Below are 19,868 nucleotides of genomic sequence, written 5' to 3' on the forward strand. Positions count from 1 at the left end.
ATAATGGTAATACAATTGATCATGAGCTTCGCTTTTAAAGTCAATGCTCAAACCGTTGCTGAAACCTACAGTTTTGTAACCATTGATGATGGTATACCAAAGAGTGCTATCACCAAAATAATTCAAGATAAGGAAGGTCTAATTTGGATTGCCACGTATGGCGAAGGTCTACTGAAGTATAATGGTACAGATTTAAAAAAGTACAAACATGATGACAGCGATAGTAGCTCAATAAATAACTCTATAGTCAATACACTATTTATTGATTCCAATGATAATATTTGGGTAGGATCAAACGAAGGTTTAAATAAATACGATAAAAAATTAGACCTATTTCATAATATTCCTATTTCTAAAAATGAACTTACCGATAAAGATTTACCTGTATTTTCTATAGGTGAAGATTTTAATGGATCTTTGTTCATAGGTACTCCGGCACACGGTCTATATAAGTTAAACGTAATCGATAATTCAATTGAAGAAATAAAAGATGAAGCTGGCTCATTAGGTACCCAATCAGTAATAAATACTATTGTCCCTTTAAAGAATGGTGACATGCTTATTGGCTCAACCGCAGGTTTATTCAAATATGATAAAGGTGATAATGTTTTAAAACCAAAAAAAATAAATACCGAAAATGGTGTTCTTTTAACTGACTACGCCATACAATCAATTATCATTGATGCTAATGAGAATATTTGGCTAGGAACCTTTACTAAGGGATTATTTAAAGTAAGAAAAGAGATAAACGACCGCTATACCGCTGGTATTTTCAGTTTTACCGACAAACGTATTTTTGATATAAAAATATTACCAGATAACACGGTTATTTGCGCTACAGAAAATGATGGCCTTTTTGTTTTAGATAGTAAAGGGAATCCGATTTATAATTACACCTATGACAAATCTGATCCAAAACGAATACGTTCAAATTCTATTTGGTCAATATTTGTAGATAGTCAAGAACGTATTTGGCTAGGCTACTATAACAAGGGAATTAGTGTATACGACAAATATTATGATAAATTCTCAGATATAGAAAGTTTACCCTATAGTAACAACTCCTTACAATCGCCTTCTGTAACTGGTATTGCACAAGGCACTGACAATCAACTTTGGATAGGAATGGACGGTGGTGGTATTGATAAATACAATTTAGATACTAAACAATTTATACACATCTCAGACAACTTCACTACTAATTCTGAATCACTAAAAAGCTTAGATGTTCAAACTTTATTTTTGGACAAACAAGAAAACTTATGGGCAGGCACCTGGAGTTCTGGCATTTTCTACCTACCTAATGGCGGAAAATCGTTCAAAAAATTTTCAATTGAAACTACCAACCAATCTCTGACCTCTAATAGCATTACTAGTTTTTCTGAAGATTCTAAAGGTGTTATTTGGATAGGCACCTATTTTGGGGGTTTACATTCATACGATCCTAAAATAAGAGAATTTAACCACCACGCTAGTGATTCTCTTAATACGCCATTAGGAAAAGAAGGTCATATAAGAACTGTACTGGTAGATCACCTAGATCAAATTTGGATTGGTGGTCCATACGGTATCGTGAAAGCAAATTGGTCTGATGATAATAAACTTCAATTCACTGTATTAAATAATTTAATCTCTGAAAATTCTGATATTCAAGGTACCATCAATGCCAGATCTTTATTTGAGGATAGTTCTAATAATATTTGGCTAGGTACTTACGGCAAAGGGTTGTGCAAAATTAGTTTAGAAGAAAACAAAGTTAATTGGTTTGATGCGGATGATGGCTTGTTATTAGACAATATCTCATCAATCATTGAAGATAATAATCAGAATATTTGGGTAAGTGGCGAAACAGGACTTGCCATGTTAGACACAAAAACAAAGAAATTTTCTAATTATAATAAAGAAGATGGTTTACTTGCAAACAACTTTAACTACAATGCCGTAACCAAAGATAAAAACGGAATCCTTTATTTTGGTAATTATGAGGGTATTGACTATTTCAACCCGAATAATATATTACAGAACACGAACAAACCATTAGTATATTTTACTGATTTTAAATTATTTAACAAATCTGTAATACCATCAGAAAAAGGAGCTCCAATTCAAAAAACAATCGCAGAAGTCGATAATCTAACTTTAAAACCTGACCAGTTTGTTTTTACACTTGAATATGCTGCAGTAAATTTTACAAGGGCAAACAATAACCAATATGCTTACTACTTGGAAGGGTTTGAAGATGACTGGAATTATGTTGGAAGCTCAAGAAGTGCCACCTACACCAACCTATCTGCCGGAGATTACATCTTTCACGTAAAAGCATCAAACAATGATGGAGCATGGACTGAGAATCCGCTTGCACTACCTATCACCATACTCGCACCATGGTGGGCGACCAACTGGGCAATTTTCGGTTACATCCTATTAATTAGTTCTCTTATCTATTTTATCACTTGGTTTTCTAACAAAAGAATTGAGGAAAGAAGAATTATAAAATCTGAAAGAGACCAAAGACAACAAGAAGAAATATTAAATGAAAAGAAAATACAATTCTTCACCAATATATCTCATGAATTTAGAACACCACTTACGCTTATCATAAACCCCATAGTAGATATTATTGAATCAAATCAGTACAAACAAAGTAAAGGTTTAAAAGAAAAACATAGAATTATTCATAGAAATGCACAACGTCTAAAAAACCTGATAGACGAATTAATGGATTTTAGAAAATTACATTTAAACAAGTTGATTCTAAATGCATCTAACATTAACGCTTACAAATTTATTAAAGAAATAGCAGAGCATTTTGAAGAGGAGGCATTTGAAAAAAACATTTTACTTTCTACAGAAACAGATGATAGAGAAACTAATTTTTGGGGTGACCCAGGCTTATTAGAAAAGGTAATATTTAACCTTTTATCAAATGCGTTCAAAGCTACACCTGAAAATGGCGTAATTACTTTGGGCATATACTCTAGTACGAACAAAGTAGTTTTCCCTTTAATTGACAAAACTAAACCACAGAATGCTTTAGAAATAAGTATCGAGGATACTGGCTCAGGTATTAGTAAAGAAGATATTGAGCACATTTTTGAACGTTTTTACCGTGCTGCTGGTAGAAATCAACAGTATTATGGCGGATCTGGTACTGGTATTGGGCTAGAGTTAGTACAAAGTTTTGTTGAATTGCATAAGGGTAAAGTTGAGGTAGAAAGTGAAGAAGGTGAAGGCACAAAGTTTAAACTCTACTTCCCTATGGGTAAAGAGCATTTGCAATTATCAGAACATTTATCCATCAAAGAGTATGCACCTATAGAAGAATTGAACGAATCACCTTTAGAAATCACAGAAAAGGCATATAACGATGCAAATAACTTTAATTTAGAAAACAAGAGAACTATACTAATTGTTGAAGATAATATTGAACTTAGAAACTACCTTAAAAATAAACTTCGGGCAGATTATTTAGTAGTTGAAGCAGAAAATGGCAAAGCTGGACTCCAAATGGCATTAAAAGGAATTCCAGACATCATTATTACCGATGTAATTATGCCAGAAATGGATGGATTCGAATTCTGCAAGCACATTAAAGAAGATTTAAAGACCAGTCATATTCCTGTTATAATGCTTACTGCAAAGGCAATGAGTAGCGATAAAGTTAAAGGTATTGACTCTGGCGCCGATGCTTATTTAAATAAGCCTTTTGAAATGAAAGTACTACGGTCGTATCTAAAACGACTTATTGAAAGTAGACAACAATTTTTGGAGAATAATTTTAACGATAAAAATAAAATTACACTATTAGAGAACACTACCCGTATTGACAAAACCTTTATGCAGAAGGTATTAGACTATATAAATGAAAATATTGGTGATGCAAATTTAAACGTAGAGCATTTAGCCGACGACATGTCTTTAAGTAGAAGTCAACTGTACCGAAAAATCAAATCTATTACGGGCATGACAGCCAACGAACTCATCAGAAAAATACGATTAGAGCGCGCCAAACAAATGATTGAAAACGGTAGTGAATCAATTAGTGAAGTGGGTTTTAAAGTGGGTTTCTCTTCTGCATCTTATTTTAGTAAATGCTTTAAAACCGAATTTGGAATACTCCCCACGGAATTACAGAACAATTCATAGTAAGTAAGAATATGACTCTACACCAAGTATATAAATACCAATACCTTAATTTTTCAAACTCAAATCTACTAATTAAACAAATTTTACCACCTTTCTACCCCATTATGCTCCAAAATTATTATGTAATGCATCAAATATTACAATTCAAGATAGTTCTAGATTGTACATTTAAACCCCTACTAAAACCCAAAATCAACTAGAAAAATCATGAAAAACATTTTAGTATTTAAACATAAAACAAGCTTCAAATTCACCATATTACTTGCATCAATTTTAATGATTGGATGTGGTGAGAAAAAGGTAACTCCTGAGATAAAAAAGGAACTATCACTTAAAGAGGCTTTTAAGAATGATTTTTTAATTGGAAGTGCTGTTAACGACAACCTTATATCAAAAAAAGATAGTCTTGGGCAACAAATTTTACTATCAGAATATAATACCATTACGCCAGAAAATTCAATGAAATGGATGTTCATGGAGCCAAAACAAGCCGTATTCGAATTTGAAAACGCAGATAGGTATATAGATTTTAGCACCAAAAATGATATTGCTTTTATAGGGCACAATTTAGTTTGGCATAGTCAATTAGCAGGTTGGGTGGAAAAATTAGAATCAAAAGAGGAACTCTCAACCAGTTTAAAAAATCACATTCAAACCATTGCTGCTAGATATTCAGGTAAAATACATGGTTGGGATGTTGTGAACGAAGCGCTAAACGAAGATGGAACCTTAAGAAATTCATTTTTTCTAGAACAGTTAGGCCCAGAATATTTAACCAATTCTTTCAAATGGGCACAAGAGGCCGACCCAAAGGCAGAACTCTATTACAATGATTATAACATGACCCGCAAAGAGAAAAGAGCAGGTGCTATAGAACTTGTAAAAATGCTCCAAAAAGAAGGAGCTAGAGTCGATGGCATTGGTATGCAAGCACACTGGGGTCTAGAAGATCCGTCATTAGAGGAAATTGAAACAAGTATTTTAGAATATTCCGCTTTAGACATTCAAGTAATGATTACCGAATTCGATATTACGGTATTACCAAATCCGTGGGATTTAGAAGGAGCTGAGGTAAGTCAGAATTTTGAAGGCAGCGAATTCATGAATCCCTACCCTACAGAAATGCCAGATTCTGTAGCTAAACAACTTGCCAAAAGGTATGAAGACATATTTAAGCTGTTTAAAAAGCATAGCGATAAAATCAGTAGAGTAACTTTTTGGGGTATCAACGACGGTGTGTCTTGGTTAAATAGCTGGCCTATAAAAGATAGAACGAACTACCCATTGTTATTTGATAGGGAGTACAATCGAAAACCAGCATATTATAGTGTATTAGAAGTTGCAAAGGATAGCACTCTTTAATCTAACGAACCAAATACCACAAAATGAACAACGATCATAAAATATCTCTCAAAGAGAAAATTGGATATTCTTTAGGAGACTTATCTGCCAACTTGGTATTCCAGACATTAGTTACCTATCTAGCCTATTTCTACACCGATATTTACGGACTAGAAACCAACGACGCATCTTTAATCATCTTTATTGTAGGTATGATTGCGGCTTTCGCTTTTAATCCTATTATAGGTGCATTAGCAGATAGAACACGAAGTAAATGGGGGAAGTTTAGACCGTGGATCTTGTTTACCTCTGTTCCATTAGGTATTGTAGCGTTACTTGCCTTTAGCACTCCCAATTTTGATTATACTGGCAAGGTAGTGTATGCCGCTATCACCTACACCCTACTACTACTGCTCTATGCGGCAAATAACCTGCCGTATGCTGCTTTAAGCGGAGTCATAACAGGCAGTATGAAAGAGCGAAACAGTATATCGTCTTACCGTTTTGTGGCGGTTATGTTCGCCCAATTTTTTGTACAAGTATTCATGTTACCCATAATAGAATATGCAGGTGGCGGAGACAAAGCGGTAGGTATTGAAATTGTAATGACCTATTTAGCAATTATCGGAACGGTAATGTTGTTAATCACCTTTTTCACTACCAAAGAAAGAGTCATACCAAGTATAGATCAGAAATCAAGTTTTAAAGAAGACTTGGGCGATTTAGTCAAAAACAAACCGTGGATAATCATGTTATTACTAACTACTTTGGTGTTTATCACACTTGCAATGAAAGGTGGTTCATACGTGTATTATTTTGAAAATTATGTAGACCCCAATAGTTTGGCTGAATTTATAGGTCCGATTTTAAACGGATTAAAAAGTATCGGGATTAATTTCTTCGGCGACAACCCTATTTCTGCAGGTTTCGGACTTTTTAATGCAGGCGGAATTATATTTATGATCGTGGGTATTTCGTTATCTAAAGGCTTAGCCGATAAATATGGCAAACGCGATGTTTTTGGTGCAGCGTTATTTGTCTCTACTATCTTTATAGCGGTATTTTACTTTTTTGCATCCACCAATGTTGAGCTCATGTTCTTATCTCAAATATTACACGGGTTCTTCTACGGTATCACTATCCCGCTATTATGGGCAATGATTGCAGACGTTGCCGATTTTTCTGAATGGAAGAATAACAGACGCGCAACGGCAATTATATTTTCTGCAATGATGATAGGTCTAAAATTAGGTTTAACCATAGGTAGCTCTCTAGTTACTTGGATATTGGGACTCTACAATTATATACCAAAAAAATTCGCTAACACAGAGGCGATAATACAGCCAGACAGTGCTATTGAAGGCACTAAAATGCTTGTAAGCATCTACCCTGCAATCGCATTTTTTGCAGCGATCGGATTACTATTTTTTTACGAGATCAACAAAAAGATGGAAAACCAAATAGAACAAGATTTAATAACAAGAAGAAAAGCATAAGCATGCCAGAAGATAGTATTGAACACATAGATTTCGATAAATTAAACGAAAAGGCAATTTCAAAACCTTTAGTAGATCACATATATACCGCAGATCCATCTGCCCATTATTTCGATGGTAAAATTTACATATATCCCTCACACGATATTGAATCTGATATTCCTTTTGACGATTTAGGCAGTCATTTTGCAATGGAAGATTATCATGTGCTTTCAATGGATGATTTAGCTGGAAAGACTACCGACCATGGTGTTGCTCTTCATGTAAAAGATGTTGCATGGGCAGAGAAGCAGATGTGGGCTCCAGATGCCGCACATAAAAACGGAAAATACTACTTATACTTTCCTGCTAAAAAAGCAGATGGAATTTTCCAAATAGGTGTAGCAGTTTCCGATAGTCCTACGGGTCCGTTTACTCCCCAACCAGAAGCTATAAAAAGTAGTTATTCGATAGACCCAGCCGTTTTCGAAGATGTAGATGGAAGCTACTACATGTATTTTGGTGGCATTTGGGGTGGGCAGCTACAAAAGTATCGCGATAATGAATATAATGCCAACAACGAGCTACCAAAACAAGAAGAAGCTGCATTATTACCTATTGTCGCAAAAATGACCGATGATTTGCTGGAATTTTCCGAGGCACCAAAGGAAATTCAAATTCTGGATGAAAACGGAAAATTATTATTAGAAGGTGATAATGACCGCAGATTCTTTGAAGCCTCTTGGATGCACAAGTATAATGGCAAATATTACTTCTCATATTCCACCGGCGACACCCACTTTATTTGCTATGCTATAGGTGACAACCCATACGGACCATTTACCTATGGTGGTAGAATATTAGAACCTGTAGTGGGTTGGACATCCCACCACTCCATTTGTCAGGTAAAAGACAAATTCTATTTATTCTACCATGACAGTAGTTTGTCTAAAGGTATAACCCATTTAAGGTCTGTAAAAATGGTAGAAATTGAGCATATGTCAGATGGTCATATTAAAACCCTATCACCTTATAAAGACTAATCTTTATTTACTAATTTGTTGAATAAATCGATAGTATTGAATATATTAAAAATCGTATTGGTAGTTTTTCTACTGATTATAGATCTCGAAGAATGTCACGCACAGGTAAAACTGCCTCAAATCATTCACGATGGTATGGTCTTACAACGCGACAATACAATTAGAGTTTGGGGATGGGCAACTGAAGGCGAAAAGGTTTCTGTAACTTTTAATGGAAAAATAAAGTCAACGGTTACATCAACCGAAGGTGATTGGCTAGTAGAATTCCCTAAAATGAAAGCTGGTGGTCCGTATAAAATGACCGTTACAGCAACCAATCAAATCACTCTTGACAATATACTAATTGGTGATGTTTGGCTATGTGCTGGTCAATCTAACATGGTACATCAATTAGACATTCATGATATAACGTATGCCGATGAGATTAAGAATGCGAACATTCTGAAATAAGGCATTATAAAATACCTACTCAAACAAATCTGAATGGTCCAGCCAAAGATTTTGAAGGTGGTTCTTGGCAAAAAGCGGTGTCAGAAGAAGTCCGCTCATTTTCAGCGGTCGCTTATTTCTTTGCCAAAAAAATATACGAGAAAAATGGTATTCCTATCGGTCTTATAAATGCAAGCGTCGGTGGTACGCCTATTGAAGCTTGGACCAGCGAAAATGGATTCAAAGAATTTCCAGATATTTTAAAAACGATTCAAAGAAATAAGGACACCATGTATGCAAATGACCTCATTCGAAAGAATCAAGATTTTGAATCTCAACATCCTAAAAAAACTGTAGACAAAGGTATAGCCTCGACCCTAAAATGGTTCGATAATGATTATAAAACTGAAAATTGGCGAAACATCAATATCCCTGGTTATTGGGAAGACCAAGGTGTCAGAAACTTGAACGGTACTGTTTGGTACAGAAAGGAAATTGACATTCCTGAATCTATGACTGGTAAAAAAGCTAAAGTATTTTTAGGAAGAATCATAGATGCCAACACATTATATATCAACGGAATTAAAATCGCAGAGACTACATACCAATATCCACAACGTAGATATCCAATTGAGTCAGGCTTATTAAAACCAGGAAAAAACAACTTTGTAATTAAGGTAACCAATTACAATAATAAAGGCGGTTTTGTGCCAGACAAGCCCTATTACCTATTTGCAGGTAAAGATACCGTTGATCTAAAAGGAACTTGGCAATACAAAGTCGGCGAAGTATTTGAAACAAAAGCGATACCACCATTCGACAGACCTATTAATGCACAGAATCAACCAACAGCATTGTATAACGCAATGATAGCGCCCTGCACACAACTATCATTTAAAGGATTACTTTGGTATCAAGGTGAATCGAATACTGGTGAGCCAGAAAAATATGGTACACTTCAAGAAGCTTTGATCAAAGATTGGCGTAATCAATTTCAGCAACAGAACATTCCGTTTATATACGCGCAATTACCAAATTTTATGGGCGTCAACTATTCTCCCGAAGAAAGTAAATGGGCAGAAATTAGAGCGGCACAATTGCAAGGTTTACATCAGCCAAATACGGCAATGACCGTGAATATAGACCTTGGCGAATGGAACGATATACACCCTGACAACAAAAAAGATGTTGGTGAACGTATGGCAATAGCAGCAACCAAACTTGCCTATGGTGAAGATGTGGTCTATTCGGGACCACAATACCAAAGTTTTAGTGTTGAAGAAAATATGATGATTTTATCTTTTTCTCACTTAGGTACAGGTCTAATTACAAAAGACCAACTAGCACCGCAAAACTTCGCAATTGCCGGAGCAGACAAAAAATGGGTTTGGGCAGAAGCAAAAATCGAGGGCAACAAAGTGGTGATATGGAACGAAAATATTCCAAATCCGAAATACGCTCGCTACGCATGGGCCGATAACCCCGATAATCCTAACTTATATAATAAAGAAGGCCTACCTGCGAGTCCATTTACTACTGAATAAAGTATTAAATATTATTTGGCACTTTAAACACTAATTTTACCGATTAGAATATACCAAACTGCAACCTTTTCGGTTATAGTAGAAATCTTAATGTAGGTAATACGAGATGTTTAATAAAAAATACACACTTTTAGGCGAAACCATTCAGAAAGGCAAAGGAGCCCAATTGAATTTAGATATCGCAAAACTACATACCAGAACCAAAATTGAAGTTCCGGTAATTGTACAGCGCGGTAAAAAAGACGGTCCTACCCTACTCATTACAGGTGGTATTCACGGTAATGAAATTAACGGTGTAGAAATTGTTAGGCAAATAGTCTCCAAAAAATTTAACCGTCCAGAATGCGGTATGGTTATTTGTATTCCCGTGGTAAACATATTCGGGTTTTTGAACCAGGCACGTCAATTTCCTGATGGTAGAGATTTAAATAGAGTGTTCCCAGGTAGTTTACGTGGGTCATTAGCCAGCCGCTTTGCCTATCATTTGGTGAAAGATATCGCTCCGGTTATAGATTATTGTATTGACTATCATACAGGCGGCGACAGCCGTTTTAACGCACCACAGATTAGAATAGATAGCGATGATGTAGACGGATTAGCATTAGCGAAAGTTTTCGGCGCAGAATTCATTGTAAAATCTGCCGGAAGAGAAAAATCGTTTCGTGAGACGCTCCATCAACTTGATAAAAAGGTATTGTTGTACGAAGGCGGAAAATCGCTTCATATTAATAGCGAAATAACCGATACAGGTATTGTCGGTGCACTGCGTATGATGCATCATTTAGGCATGCGAAATTTCGAAGAAGAACTTACTCAGTATGCTTTAAAAGAAACGGTACCGAAATTGGTTCATGCCTCTAAATGGGTTCGAGCGAAACATTCGGGTATGTTTCACCCAACCATCAAAATCGGACAAGCCGTAAATAAGGGAGAAGAAATAGGAAGCATTTCTGGTCCGTTCGGGTATTTTGAAAAGAAAATAAAAGCCAAAGAAACAGGATACGTTATTTGTATCAACGAATCACCAATTGTGAATCAAGGTGACGCTATTTTTCATATTGCTTACGATATTGAGTAAAATTAAAATGCTTTATAATTTTTAACAAGTAAGGACTAAAAAGTTAAAGATCATCTACAATTAAAATCAGCTATCTTACTGACTGAAGGATCATTAACGTTATAATAAACACCAACTTTAATAGTCTGATATTTCAATTAAATAAACACTGAAATTTAGTATTTCTCTGTTTACCTAAGGTAAGAACTTATCGATTTTCCAATCGAGGTCACTCATTCTTAAAAAATCAATTCTTACCCTGTTATTTATCAAATTCTCAGTACTTTATATCAATTATTTAGTACTTTTTCATCACTACAATTGCTTAATTTAAAGTTAAAGATCCTCTCAAGTTGAAATCTTGTATAACATTGATTACATTAGTGTTAAGGGTAATTAAAAACTACTTTTTTTTGCATGACTGAAATAGAAAAAACATTAGATAATAAAAGTGTACGCCCCACTGCTATGCGTATACTTATTTACAAATTCATGTCAAGCAAACAAAATGCCGTCGCCCTTACCGATATTGAGAACGCTTTCGAAAAAGCGGAGCGTACAACGTTGTATAGAACTTTAAAAACATTTGAAGAAAAAGGCATTGTTCATCAAATAGATGATGGTACCAATGTATCAAAATTCGCACTATGCGAGCCCGGTTGTAATTGTGAGATTGATCAAGACTTACACCTACATTTTCACTGTAGTCAATGTGATAAAACCGTTTGCTTAACCGAACATAAAATTCCGCATATCAACCTACCTGCTGGTTATATTGCCGAAGATGCCAATTTGGTCATTAAAGGTATATGCGATTCGTGCAGTGAGCATTAAATGCACTTCTGTTGCACGATCTCTTTTCAGACCTTGCAGGTATTATGAAAAAGAAAAAAATAGATCTACAATCACTTACACCAACGCAAAGCACTTGTGCTCATTGTAGCGATGACGAACATACGCACGAATCTGCACCACATTCATCAAATTTTAAATTATACTTACCAGCAATCATTAGTTTTGTAATGCTAATCATTGGTATTACATTAGACTATTACAAAACGTTACCATTCTTCGAAGGCTACATACGCTTAGCTTGGTATATCGCGGCATATATTCCCGTTGGTTTACCTGTATTAAAAGAAGGATGGGAAAGCATCAAAAAAGGGAATTTCTTCACCGAATTCTTTTTAATGGGAGTTGCTACCATTGGAGCATTTGGTATTGGCGAATATCCAGAAGGTGTCGCAGTAATGGTGTTCTACGCGGTTGGCGAACTTTTTCAAAGTGCTGCGGTTCAGCGTGCTAAAAGCAATATTAAAGCGTTACTTGATCTCCGACCTGATCAAGCCTTGATATTCCGTGATCATCAATTTATTTCTGTATCTCCAGAAGAGGTTAATGTAGGAGAAAAAATACAAGTCAGAGTTGGCGAGAAAGTCCCGCTAGATGGTATTTTACTCTCAGAAAGAGGCTCATTTAACACAGCAGCTTTAACAGGGGAAAGCAAGCCAGATACCCTTAAAAAAGGAGATGCTATATACGCCGGAAGCATCAATTTAGACGGAGTTGTTGAAATTGAAACCACTAAGGTTTTTAAAGACAGTTCTATCGCACGTATTCTTGACATGGTACAGAATGCCACAGCTCGAAAATCGAAAACAGAACTCTTTATTAGAAAATTTGCAAAAATTTATACACCAATTGTCACTTATTTGGCAATTGCACTTACTTTTCTTCCCTACTTTTTTGTCGAGAATTATGTGTTTCAAGATTGGTTATATCGCGCCTTAATATTCCTGGTAATTTCTTGTCCGTGTGCCTTGGTAATCTCTATTCCGTTAGGATATTTTGGCGGATTAGGAGCAGCTTCACGAAACGGAATTCTATTTAAAGGCGCATCTTTCTTAGACACCATGACAAAAGTAAATACGGTGGTTATGGACAAAACAGGCACTGTAACCAAAGGTGTTTTTAAGATAAAGGATCTTATTAAAGATCAGATCTTTACCGAGGCAGATTTCATGAAGTACTTGATCGCTATCGAAGAACAATCTACACACCCAATTGCGAAGGCTATTTTAGAATATAAGATTGACGGAGACAAGTTTAAAGCAACAGATGTTATCGAAATTGCCGGCAAGGGATTGAAAGGAACAGTTAACCAAAAATCGGTTTTGGTCGGTAATAAAGCGTTAATGACTGCAAACCAAATTGAAGTCCCAACAGAGACCGACAGCATTGTAGAATCTATCGTAATGATGGCGATAGACGGAAAATTTGAAGGTTATGTTACTATTGCCGATAAATTAAAAGAAGATGCTTTAGAAGCCATTTCAAATATTCGCAAAGCAGGCATCACTAAAATTATTATGCTTTCGGGGGATAAAGATTCCATCACCCAACAAGTAGCTCAGCAATTGGGAATTGATTGGGCAAAAGGCGGATTGTTACCAGAAGAGAAACTAGAAGAAGTAGAGAAACTTAAAAAGAACCCGAACACAAAGATTGCCTTTGTTGGAGATGGAATTAATGATGCTCCCGTTCTTGCTATTAGTGATGTCGGTATTGCCATGGGCGGATTAGGTAGTGCTGTTGCTATTGAAACTGCCGATGTTATTATACAAAATGACCAGCCTTCTAAGATTGCTACAGCCATTAAAATAGGTAATTCTACACGTAAAATTGTGTGGCAGAATATTGCTTTGGCATTTGGTGTAAAGCTTATTGTTTTAGCCATGGGCGCTGGCGGAGTAGCAACGATGTGGGAAGCTGTTTTTGCCGATGTTGGTGTTGCGTTATTAGCAATTTTAAATGCGGTACGTTTGCAGAGAATGCAGTGGAATTAACCGTCATTACGAACGAAGTGAAGTAATCTGTTTATTGGTAGCCTAAAACTCACTTGGTGTAGAAATTTGGCAGATTGCTTCGTCGCGAAAAGCTCCTCGCAAAGACGAAACCTAATGTTATTTCGAGTGCAGTCGAGAACTTTTAAGTTAGTATCTCACAAACCTTGCATTTAGAATGAGCACAAGCTGACACGCTGACTATTTAAACGTCATTACGAACATAGTGAAGTAATCTGTTTATTGGTAGTCTAAAACTAACTTGGTATAGAAATTTGTCAGATTGCTTCGTCGCGAAAAGCTCCTCGCAAAGACGAAACCTAATATTATTTCAAGCGCAGTCGAGAACCTATAAGCTATCATCTCACAAACCTTGCATTTCGACTGCGCTCAATGTGACACGCTGACTATTTAAATGTCATTACGAACGAAGTGAAGCACTCTGTTTATGGGTAACCTAAAACTCACTTGGTGTAGAAATTAGACAGATTGCTTCGTCGCGAAAATACTCCTCGCAATTCGATTAGTAACAATCCGTTTTTAGCTGATTACTATTTTCAAATGCCTCAAAAGTGATGGTTTGGTTTCCTTCAAGTATTTTTTCAATGACATCTAATACATCATGTTGCATGGCTAATGAACCACAAATCATAATTGTACCATTTTGATTGATTGTTTCCAAAACCAAATCTTTTTGCTCCAAAACGGCATCTTGAATATATTGCTTTTCACCCTCTCTTGAGAAAGAGGTGAATATTTTTAAATTTCCACGATTTGAGGCTTCTTTTTCAAAAATAGAATTATAGACTTCCATAGAAGCTTTTTTACGCCCTCCCCAGAACAGCGATATATTCTTAGTTGTATTTTCTGAAATCATCCCTAAGAACGGAGCTATGCCAGTGCCATTTGAGATGAAAATCGAATTTTTTGAATTTTCCGGAAAATGAAAATGTTCGTTTCGGTCTATAGCAGCTTTTATAGTTTCACCAACTTTTAATCCGAAGAGAAAATTAGAACCTCTCCCCAATTCGTGTTTTTTAATACTTAATAATATTTCATCTTCTATTCGTGCAACAGAATATTCACGAACCATATCATCTGCATTCGGAAAAATGGCTAACAGATCTCCCGATGTAAAATCAATTTTAGATTTAGGTTTCAATCTTAACAAAAAAGTATCATCGCAATTCAATGCTGTTCGTTCAACAACTTCAAATTCTACTTTCTTATATTTCTTTTTATTAATTATCGGACGCTCAATTGGAATAGTAAATCCTACCTGTTTACTAAATTGAATCATCCAAAGCTCAAAAGAATCAAAATCGGACTTATTAATTTTAAAAAGTGGTAACTGCTGATGAAAATTATTTGCTGATATTATTTGATTATCTAGCTCAATAGCAAACTTGCAATAATCGGGATAATCTAAAGAACCAAAACCAATAACCGAAAAGTCAATTTTATTAGGCTGCTGAATTGTAGAAAATAACGCAGGGAATTTACGTGCATTCGTTGGTGGCTCTCCTTCGCCATATGTAGACGTGAAAACAATTATATTTTTTGCCTTCGCATACACGTTGTATTTATTGAGTTCCGTTAGAAATACTTTCTTGCCTACTTTTGTTAATCCGTTATAAAGTCTTTGCCCAAAGTCAAATGCCGTACCACTCTCCGACCCTACTAAAATTATATATTCACATTCATCTTTACCTAGTAATTGAGTAATTCGTTTTCCTTTCTTTCTACGCTTTAAGGTCATTACAAAGCCTGAATACATAAAAAACAAAATAGATGTACTGGCAAGTAATAGTATGATGGACCAAATGACATTTCCTTCACCCGTATGCAATACCAAACTTAACCGCGATGCCATTGTCACAAAAGGATAATCGCCACTACGCACTATGGTTCCGGTTTGCTGATTCACCGCTACTTCTTTATCCTGCAAGGCTATTAAGTAATATTCTTCGGGATCATCTGAAAATGGGAATTCAACTTGCCGAACAGCTGCTAAAGTAGTCTCCTTAAAAAAGGGTACTTCTTTTATATGATTATAAGCTTTGGTGTTTTCATTTACAACTACTTCTTGCTGTTCAACATTAGCCTCAGGAAGCAGGTTAAATTTTTCGGCAGATAAATAAACTCCCGTTACGGCAAGAATTACAATAGGAATAAAGAACCAACGACTCAAGACCACGTGGTATCGTAATTCAAAATAATCTTTCTGGACTTTTGAGAATAATTTCGAGAATCCGCCTTGGCGCTTAGCTAACAAAACTAAGCCTGTAATGGCAATTATAGCTAAGAGTAATGAAATAAGACCAACAAAAAAACGACCTATACTTTTTAAGAATAATGATCGGTGCACATTAGTCGCGAAAGTAAATATATACGGACGCTCTCGCACTTCACCCAACTGCTCACCCGTAACGGGATTCACATAGACATCTAAGGTCTCCATGTCCATGGTTAACACAGAAGCTTTTACGAAACCCGATGATTCTACTTCCAGCCCTAATACTTCGTCATAGGTATTCTTTAAAGCATCAATGGCAGTTGCCAACGAAACCTCTTCTAAATTTTCTACCGCATAGCCCTTTGTTTGGTGAGAAATAGGCTCAACCGCCAAAATGATTCCCGTTACGGAAGCCACTATTAAGAAAAGCGAAGAAACTAGGGCAAGTGTAAGATGGCTATAGCGCCAAATAGAAATTGTCATACGAGATGATGAAATTTGTATTCTTAATTTTTTTTAAAACTTCCAGAATGACTGTACTAAGCCATTCTGGAAGAGTGATTGTGATTGTAAATAAACACACTAATTATAAAACATCATAACGAACCCGCCTAATCATCGGGCAGGCGCAGCCGAGAACTCTTAAGTTAATATCTCACACACTTTGCATTTCGACTGCAGTAAATGTGACATGCTAACATCAAAAACGTCATTATGAACAAAGTGAAGTAATCTCTTTATTGGTAGCTGAGAACTCATACGGTATCTAAATTTCACAGATTGCTTCGTCGCGAAAAGTTCCTCGCAAAGACGTTTTCTATTACAATTATTACTGAGGTAGCATACGTACGTAACGAATGAATCCTTTGCCCTCTACTTTAGTTGTTAAGTTTGCTGTGGTCAACGGAAATTGAATATCATCAGCATAATACCCTTGATCCTCTACAGAAGTTTCAAAACGAAGGCTATAACCCTTGTCTATTTTATCCGTAGGAATTTGCAAAACATTTAATGTACGTTCTCCGCCACTGATGGTCTCACCAGAAATAGCATCTATATTCGGACGATTTTTTCCGTAGAATTTCCACCATTCGGTAATTTCACCGTACCACTCACTATCTTTACCTTGCACATAAATAGTCTCTACGTATTCATTATCGGCATCAACGATAGATACGATCAAATAGGCACCTTCGCCAGAATAATTTGTTAATTGAATAAGACACTTTACAGGCGTTTTATCTACTGGTGTGAATGCTGTTAATAAAGACCCGACCAATAGAATTGCCGGAATATATTTTAAAATTTTTTTCATCTATTAATAAATTTGTATTTAAATAAACCTGGATAATTATCTACTAATTCTACTATTGTTTTAAGAAATCTAGCGATGTGTTCCCTTTCTGCAACACCTCGTTCTCACTTGCCAAATCGTATACCGTTTCTTCAAAATCGGTTGTACTCTTTACGTCTGCACCTTTAGCTAACAAGAATTTAAGTAACTTATCATTCTCGGCTTTCATAGCCGCTAAATGCAACGCTGTTACCCCTTCATTATTCTTAGCATTGATATCGATATTAAAATCAGATACTTTTTTCAATAACTCAAGGTCATTTTTCTTAGCTGCCACGTGGTATAAGGTATTCCCTTCGCCTTGAACAGTATCAAATTTTAATCCTTTAGATTTCAATAATGCCAATTTCGCATCAAAAGCAGCAGCATTTCTTTTGCTGAATGAATCTGCCAAGTAAAAAGCCGCAGTATTTCCGTTAGCATCTTTTGCATTGATATCTGCGCCTTTGTCTATCAGAAATGCTACAACATCTGCTGAATTATCATGAGCCGCAAGCATAAGTGCAGTTTCACCAGTATTGTTGGCTGCATTGATATTCGTTACATTTTTTGCTAATAACTGAACCATAGTAAGTTCGTTTCTACCAGCAGCTTTTAAAAACGGAGTATCACCCTTTTCATCTGACTGATTAACATCTGCGCCAGCATTTAAGAAAAGCTCAAAAATAGCAGCATCTTTATTACCTGAAGCTAAATTATGTAATGGCGTACTACCATTTTCCTGTACAATATTAGGTTCCAAACCTAGACCTTTTAAATAGGTATACACAGCTAGACCATTACTGAATCCGCGTCCGCTTTGAGAAGCGAACATAAAGGCATTACCACCATTCTTGTTGAACGATTTATAATCAACACCCCTATCAACCAGCAATTTTAGAAAATCGATATTTCCTTTTTTAGCAGCATAGTTAAAAATTCCGTTACCGTCATTATCCTTACTATCTAAAGCAAGACCTTTACTTAAAAAGAAATCTAGTTCTTTTTCGTTCTTTAGAGAAGCTGCGGCTAGCAATAATACGTTAGCACCATGTTCATTCTTCTCTTCAGCCAAATTCACACCTTTCTTTTCAAAAGCATTATAAACGGCAGGGTTTGTAAGTCCGGCATTCGCACCAAAAGCAAGCGGAGTAAAACGGTGACTATCTAAAGCGGTTACCGAGGTACCCTTATCTAATAAATATCGAACCAATTCGGCATCGCCAGAATAACTGGCCCAATGTAAATAGATACGGCTATCATGGGTTTTCTTATCTACACCATTACCCTCTAAAGAAAGCAAGTGCTTAATTACCGAGATATCTGCCTTAGAGGTAATTGCCAATGTGGTAGCATCAAAAGCATTATCGTCAAATGCCGTTGGATCGTTACCGTCTGCTATCTTTTGTTTTACGGCCGCAACATCTGGATTACTTTTCCAGAAACTACGATCCAATAATTCATTCTGCTGCTGTGCAATACCTGAGAAGCTAATAAGCAACAGTGTGGTTAGAGCTATTTGTTTTACGGTTTTCATGTTCTTTAATACTATTGAAATGGATATTCTCATAACTTAAAGCTTTTAAATCTTTAGATTCAATGTCAAAGGTAGTTATTCTTATTTATTCTAAATAAGAATTAAATATTTTTTTGGCAAAAAATATCCTTCAAAGAAGTTGTCGACTTCAAGACTTTATACATGTGTATTTATGAAGAGAACATTTTCATAAAGCCAAATGTTATTCATCTTACAAAAAAGTCAGCTGTTTTACCTAAATTTTCTTTATTCCACAATTCATTTTATATGCATAATTACTTCAATTTAAACATTTATAAACTTTGTTAAAATGTTTAATAGACCGTAAGACAGTAGCAAATAGTAATAATTCAAGAGTTTTAATTAAATTACGGCTAAAATGGGGATATATGTAATTGTACACATATCCGTACGTTGTAAACAATTTTGAAAATACCAAAAATCATAAAATATGGAATTTCAATACTAATTATTTTAGTAGTTGGAATTTACATTTCTAATAGATTAGCCGAACCGAATTTTGACTCTGATAAATGGAAAAACTGGACGGAAACAGAATCGGAAATGTCATTACGCTGGGACATGATGCGCAGTTTGGGAAAAAATCATGAACTGAAAGGCATGAATAAAGCCAAAATAATCGAATTGCTGGGCACACCTGACTCAGAATTAAAATCCACTTTCACATATTATCTTGGATATTCAAAACGTGGAATTAATCAAGGATATTTGGACATTGTATTTGATGAAAATGGAATCGTCGTGGATTATTCTGTGACGGACACATGACGCGAAAAAACTGTTTACAATCGAGTAGACGGCCGTGAGCTGTAAAGCCCACGGTGCGCCTCTCACACCACCGTGCGTACGGGTCTCGTACACGG

Annotated in this window: 13 protein-coding genes; 10 read left to right on the plus strand and 3 right to left on the minus strand. The window is 35.8% G+C overall.

Translation table 11 applies throughout. The features are described from left to right. The first annotated feature begins 21 nt into the window (after nucleotides 1–21). The 9 genes from ACEN2N_RS15640 to ACEN2N_RS15680 all read left to right on the plus strand — a co-directional run bounded on the left by ACEN2N_RS15640 (nucleotide 22) and on the right by ACEN2N_RS15680 (nucleotide 13,881). The gene (locus tag ACEN2N_RS15640) at nucleotides 22–4,146 is read left to right on the plus strand and encodes a two-component regulator propeller domain-containing protein (protein ID WP_441825188.1); all 4,125 of its coding nucleotides are present in this window, start codon (nucleotides 22–24) and stop codon (nucleotides 4,144–4,146) included. Between the two features lie 207 nt (nucleotides 4,147–4,353). Continuing rightward, nucleotides 4,354–5,508: an endo-1,4-beta-xylanase gene (locus tag ACEN2N_RS15645; protein WP_441825189.1), complete on the plus strand. Its 1,155-nt coding sequence runs from the start codon at nucleotides 4,354–4,356 to the stop codon at nucleotides 5,506–5,508. 23 nt (nucleotides 5,509–5,531) lie between these two features. Beyond that, nucleotides 5,532–6,983, plus strand: a complete 1,452-nt coding sequence (locus ACEN2N_RS15650) for an MFS transporter (RefSeq protein ID WP_441825190.1) — start codon at nucleotides 5,532–5,534, stop codon at nucleotides 6,981–6,983. A 2-nt stretch (nucleotides 6,984–6,985) separates the two neighbouring features. Next, nucleotides 6,986–8,005 carry a glycoside hydrolase family 43 protein gene (locus tag ACEN2N_RS15655; protein ID WP_441825191.1) on the plus strand — a complete coding sequence of 340 codons (1,020 nt, stop codon included), beginning with the start codon at nucleotides 6,986–6,988 and terminating at the stop codon, nucleotides 8,003–8,005. A 36-nt stretch (nucleotides 8,006–8,041) separates the two neighbouring features. Further along, entirely contained in the window at nucleotides 8,042–8,455 is a 414-nt protein-coding gene (locus ACEN2N_RS15660) for a hypothetical protein (protein WP_441825192.1), read from the plus strand. A gap of 77 nt (nucleotides 8,456–8,532) precedes the next feature. Then, a complete protein-coding gene (locus ACEN2N_RS15665) occupies nucleotides 8,533–9,978 on the plus strand; it encodes a sialate O-acetylesterase (protein ID WP_441825193.1) in 1,446 nt (481 codons plus the stop codon). Between the two features lie 106 nt (nucleotides 9,979–10,084). Beyond that, nucleotides 10,085–11,056 carry a succinylglutamate desuccinylase/aspartoacylase family protein gene (locus ACEN2N_RS15670; protein ID WP_441825194.1) on the plus strand — a complete coding sequence of 324 codons (972 nt, stop codon included), beginning with the start codon at nucleotides 10,085–10,087 and terminating at the stop codon, nucleotides 11,054–11,056. A 396-nt stretch (nucleotides 11,057–11,452) separates the two neighbouring features. Continuing rightward, a complete protein-coding gene (locus tag ACEN2N_RS15675) occupies nucleotides 11,453–11,869 on the plus strand; it encodes a Fur family transcriptional regulator (RefSeq protein WP_441825195.1) in 417 nt (138 codons plus the stop codon). A 44-nt stretch (nucleotides 11,870–11,913) separates the two neighbouring features. Further along, nucleotides 11,914–13,881 (plus strand): heavy metal translocating P-type ATPase, encoded by a 1,968-nt coding sequence (locus ACEN2N_RS15680; RefSeq protein WP_441825196.1) that lies wholly within the window; start codon nucleotides 11,914–11,916, stop codon nucleotides 13,879–13,881. Nucleotides 13,882–14,401: 520 nt separating this feature from the next. Here the strand turns inward: ACEN2N_RS15680 and ACEN2N_RS15685 are convergent. The 3 genes from ACEN2N_RS15685 to ACEN2N_RS15695 all read right to left on the minus strand — a co-directional run bounded on the left by ACEN2N_RS15685 (nucleotide 14,402) and on the right by ACEN2N_RS15695 (nucleotide 19,017). Further along, a complete protein-coding gene (locus tag ACEN2N_RS15685; protein WP_441825197.1) occupies nucleotides 14,402–16,597 on the minus strand; it encodes a PepSY domain-containing protein in 2,196 nt (731 codons plus the stop codon). A gap of 346 nt (nucleotides 16,598–16,943) precedes the next feature. Continuing rightward, nucleotides 16,944–17,429 (minus strand): DUF2271 domain-containing protein, encoded by a 486-nt coding sequence (locus ACEN2N_RS15690; protein ID WP_441825198.1) that lies wholly within the window; start codon nucleotides 17,427–17,429, stop codon nucleotides 16,944–16,946. Nucleotides 17,430–17,481: 52 nt separating this feature from the next. Beyond that, a complete protein-coding gene (locus ACEN2N_RS15695; RefSeq protein ID WP_441825199.1) occupies nucleotides 17,482–19,017 on the minus strand; it encodes an ankyrin repeat domain-containing protein in 1,536 nt (511 codons plus the stop codon). A gap of 393 nt (nucleotides 19,018–19,410) precedes the next feature. Between ACEN2N_RS15695 and ACEN2N_RS15700 the strand changes: the two genes are divergently transcribed. Continuing rightward, on the plus strand, nucleotides 19,411–19,773 hold the full coding sequence (locus ACEN2N_RS15700) for a hypothetical protein (protein ID WP_441825200.1): 363 nt from the start codon (nucleotides 19,411–19,413) through the stop codon (nucleotides 19,771–19,773). Nucleotides 19,774–19,868 lie beyond the last annotated feature (95 nt).

The organism is Maribacter spongiicola (genome assembly GCF_052119685.1).
Taxonomy (GTDB): Bacteria; Bacteroidota; Bacteroidia; order Flavobacteriales; family Flavobacteriaceae; genus Maribacter; species Maribacter spongiicola_A.

Coding starts and splice junctions, on each gene's coding strand:
- ACEN2N_RS15640 (WP_441825188.1), top strand. CDS start 22: ATGAGCTTCGCTTTTAAAGTCAATGCTCAAACCGTTGCTGAAACCTAC.
- ACEN2N_RS15645 (WP_441825189.1), top strand. CDS start 4,354: ATGAAAAACATTTTAGTATTTAAACATAAAACAAGCTTCAAATTCACC.
- ACEN2N_RS15650 (WP_441825190.1), top strand. CDS start 5,532: ATGAACAACGATCATAAAATATCTCTCAAAGAGAAAATTGGATATTCT.
- ACEN2N_RS15655 (WP_441825191.1), top strand. CDS start 6,986: ATGCCAGAAGATAGTATTGAACACATAGATTTCGATAAATTAAACGAA.
- ACEN2N_RS15670 (WP_441825194.1), top strand. CDS start 10,085: ATGTTTAATAAAAAATACACACTTTTAGGCGAAACCATTCAGAAAGGC.
- ACEN2N_RS15675 (WP_441825195.1), top strand. CDS start 11,453: ATGACTGAAATAGAAAAAACATTAGATAATAAAAGTGTACGCCCCACT.
- ACEN2N_RS15680 (WP_441825196.1), top strand. CDS start 11,914: ATGAAAAAGAAAAAAATAGATCTACAATCACTTACACCAACGCAAAGC.
- ACEN2N_RS15685 (WP_441825197.1), bottom strand. CDS start 16,597: ATGACAATTTCTATTTGGCGCTATAGCCATCTTACACTTGCCCTAGTT.
- ACEN2N_RS15690 (WP_441825198.1), bottom strand. CDS start 17,429: ATGAAAAAAATTTTAAAATATATTCCGGCAATTCTATTGGTCGGGTCT.
- ACEN2N_RS15695 (WP_441825199.1), bottom strand. CDS start 19,017: ATGAGAATATCCATTTCAATAGTATTAAAGAACATGAAAACCGTAAAA.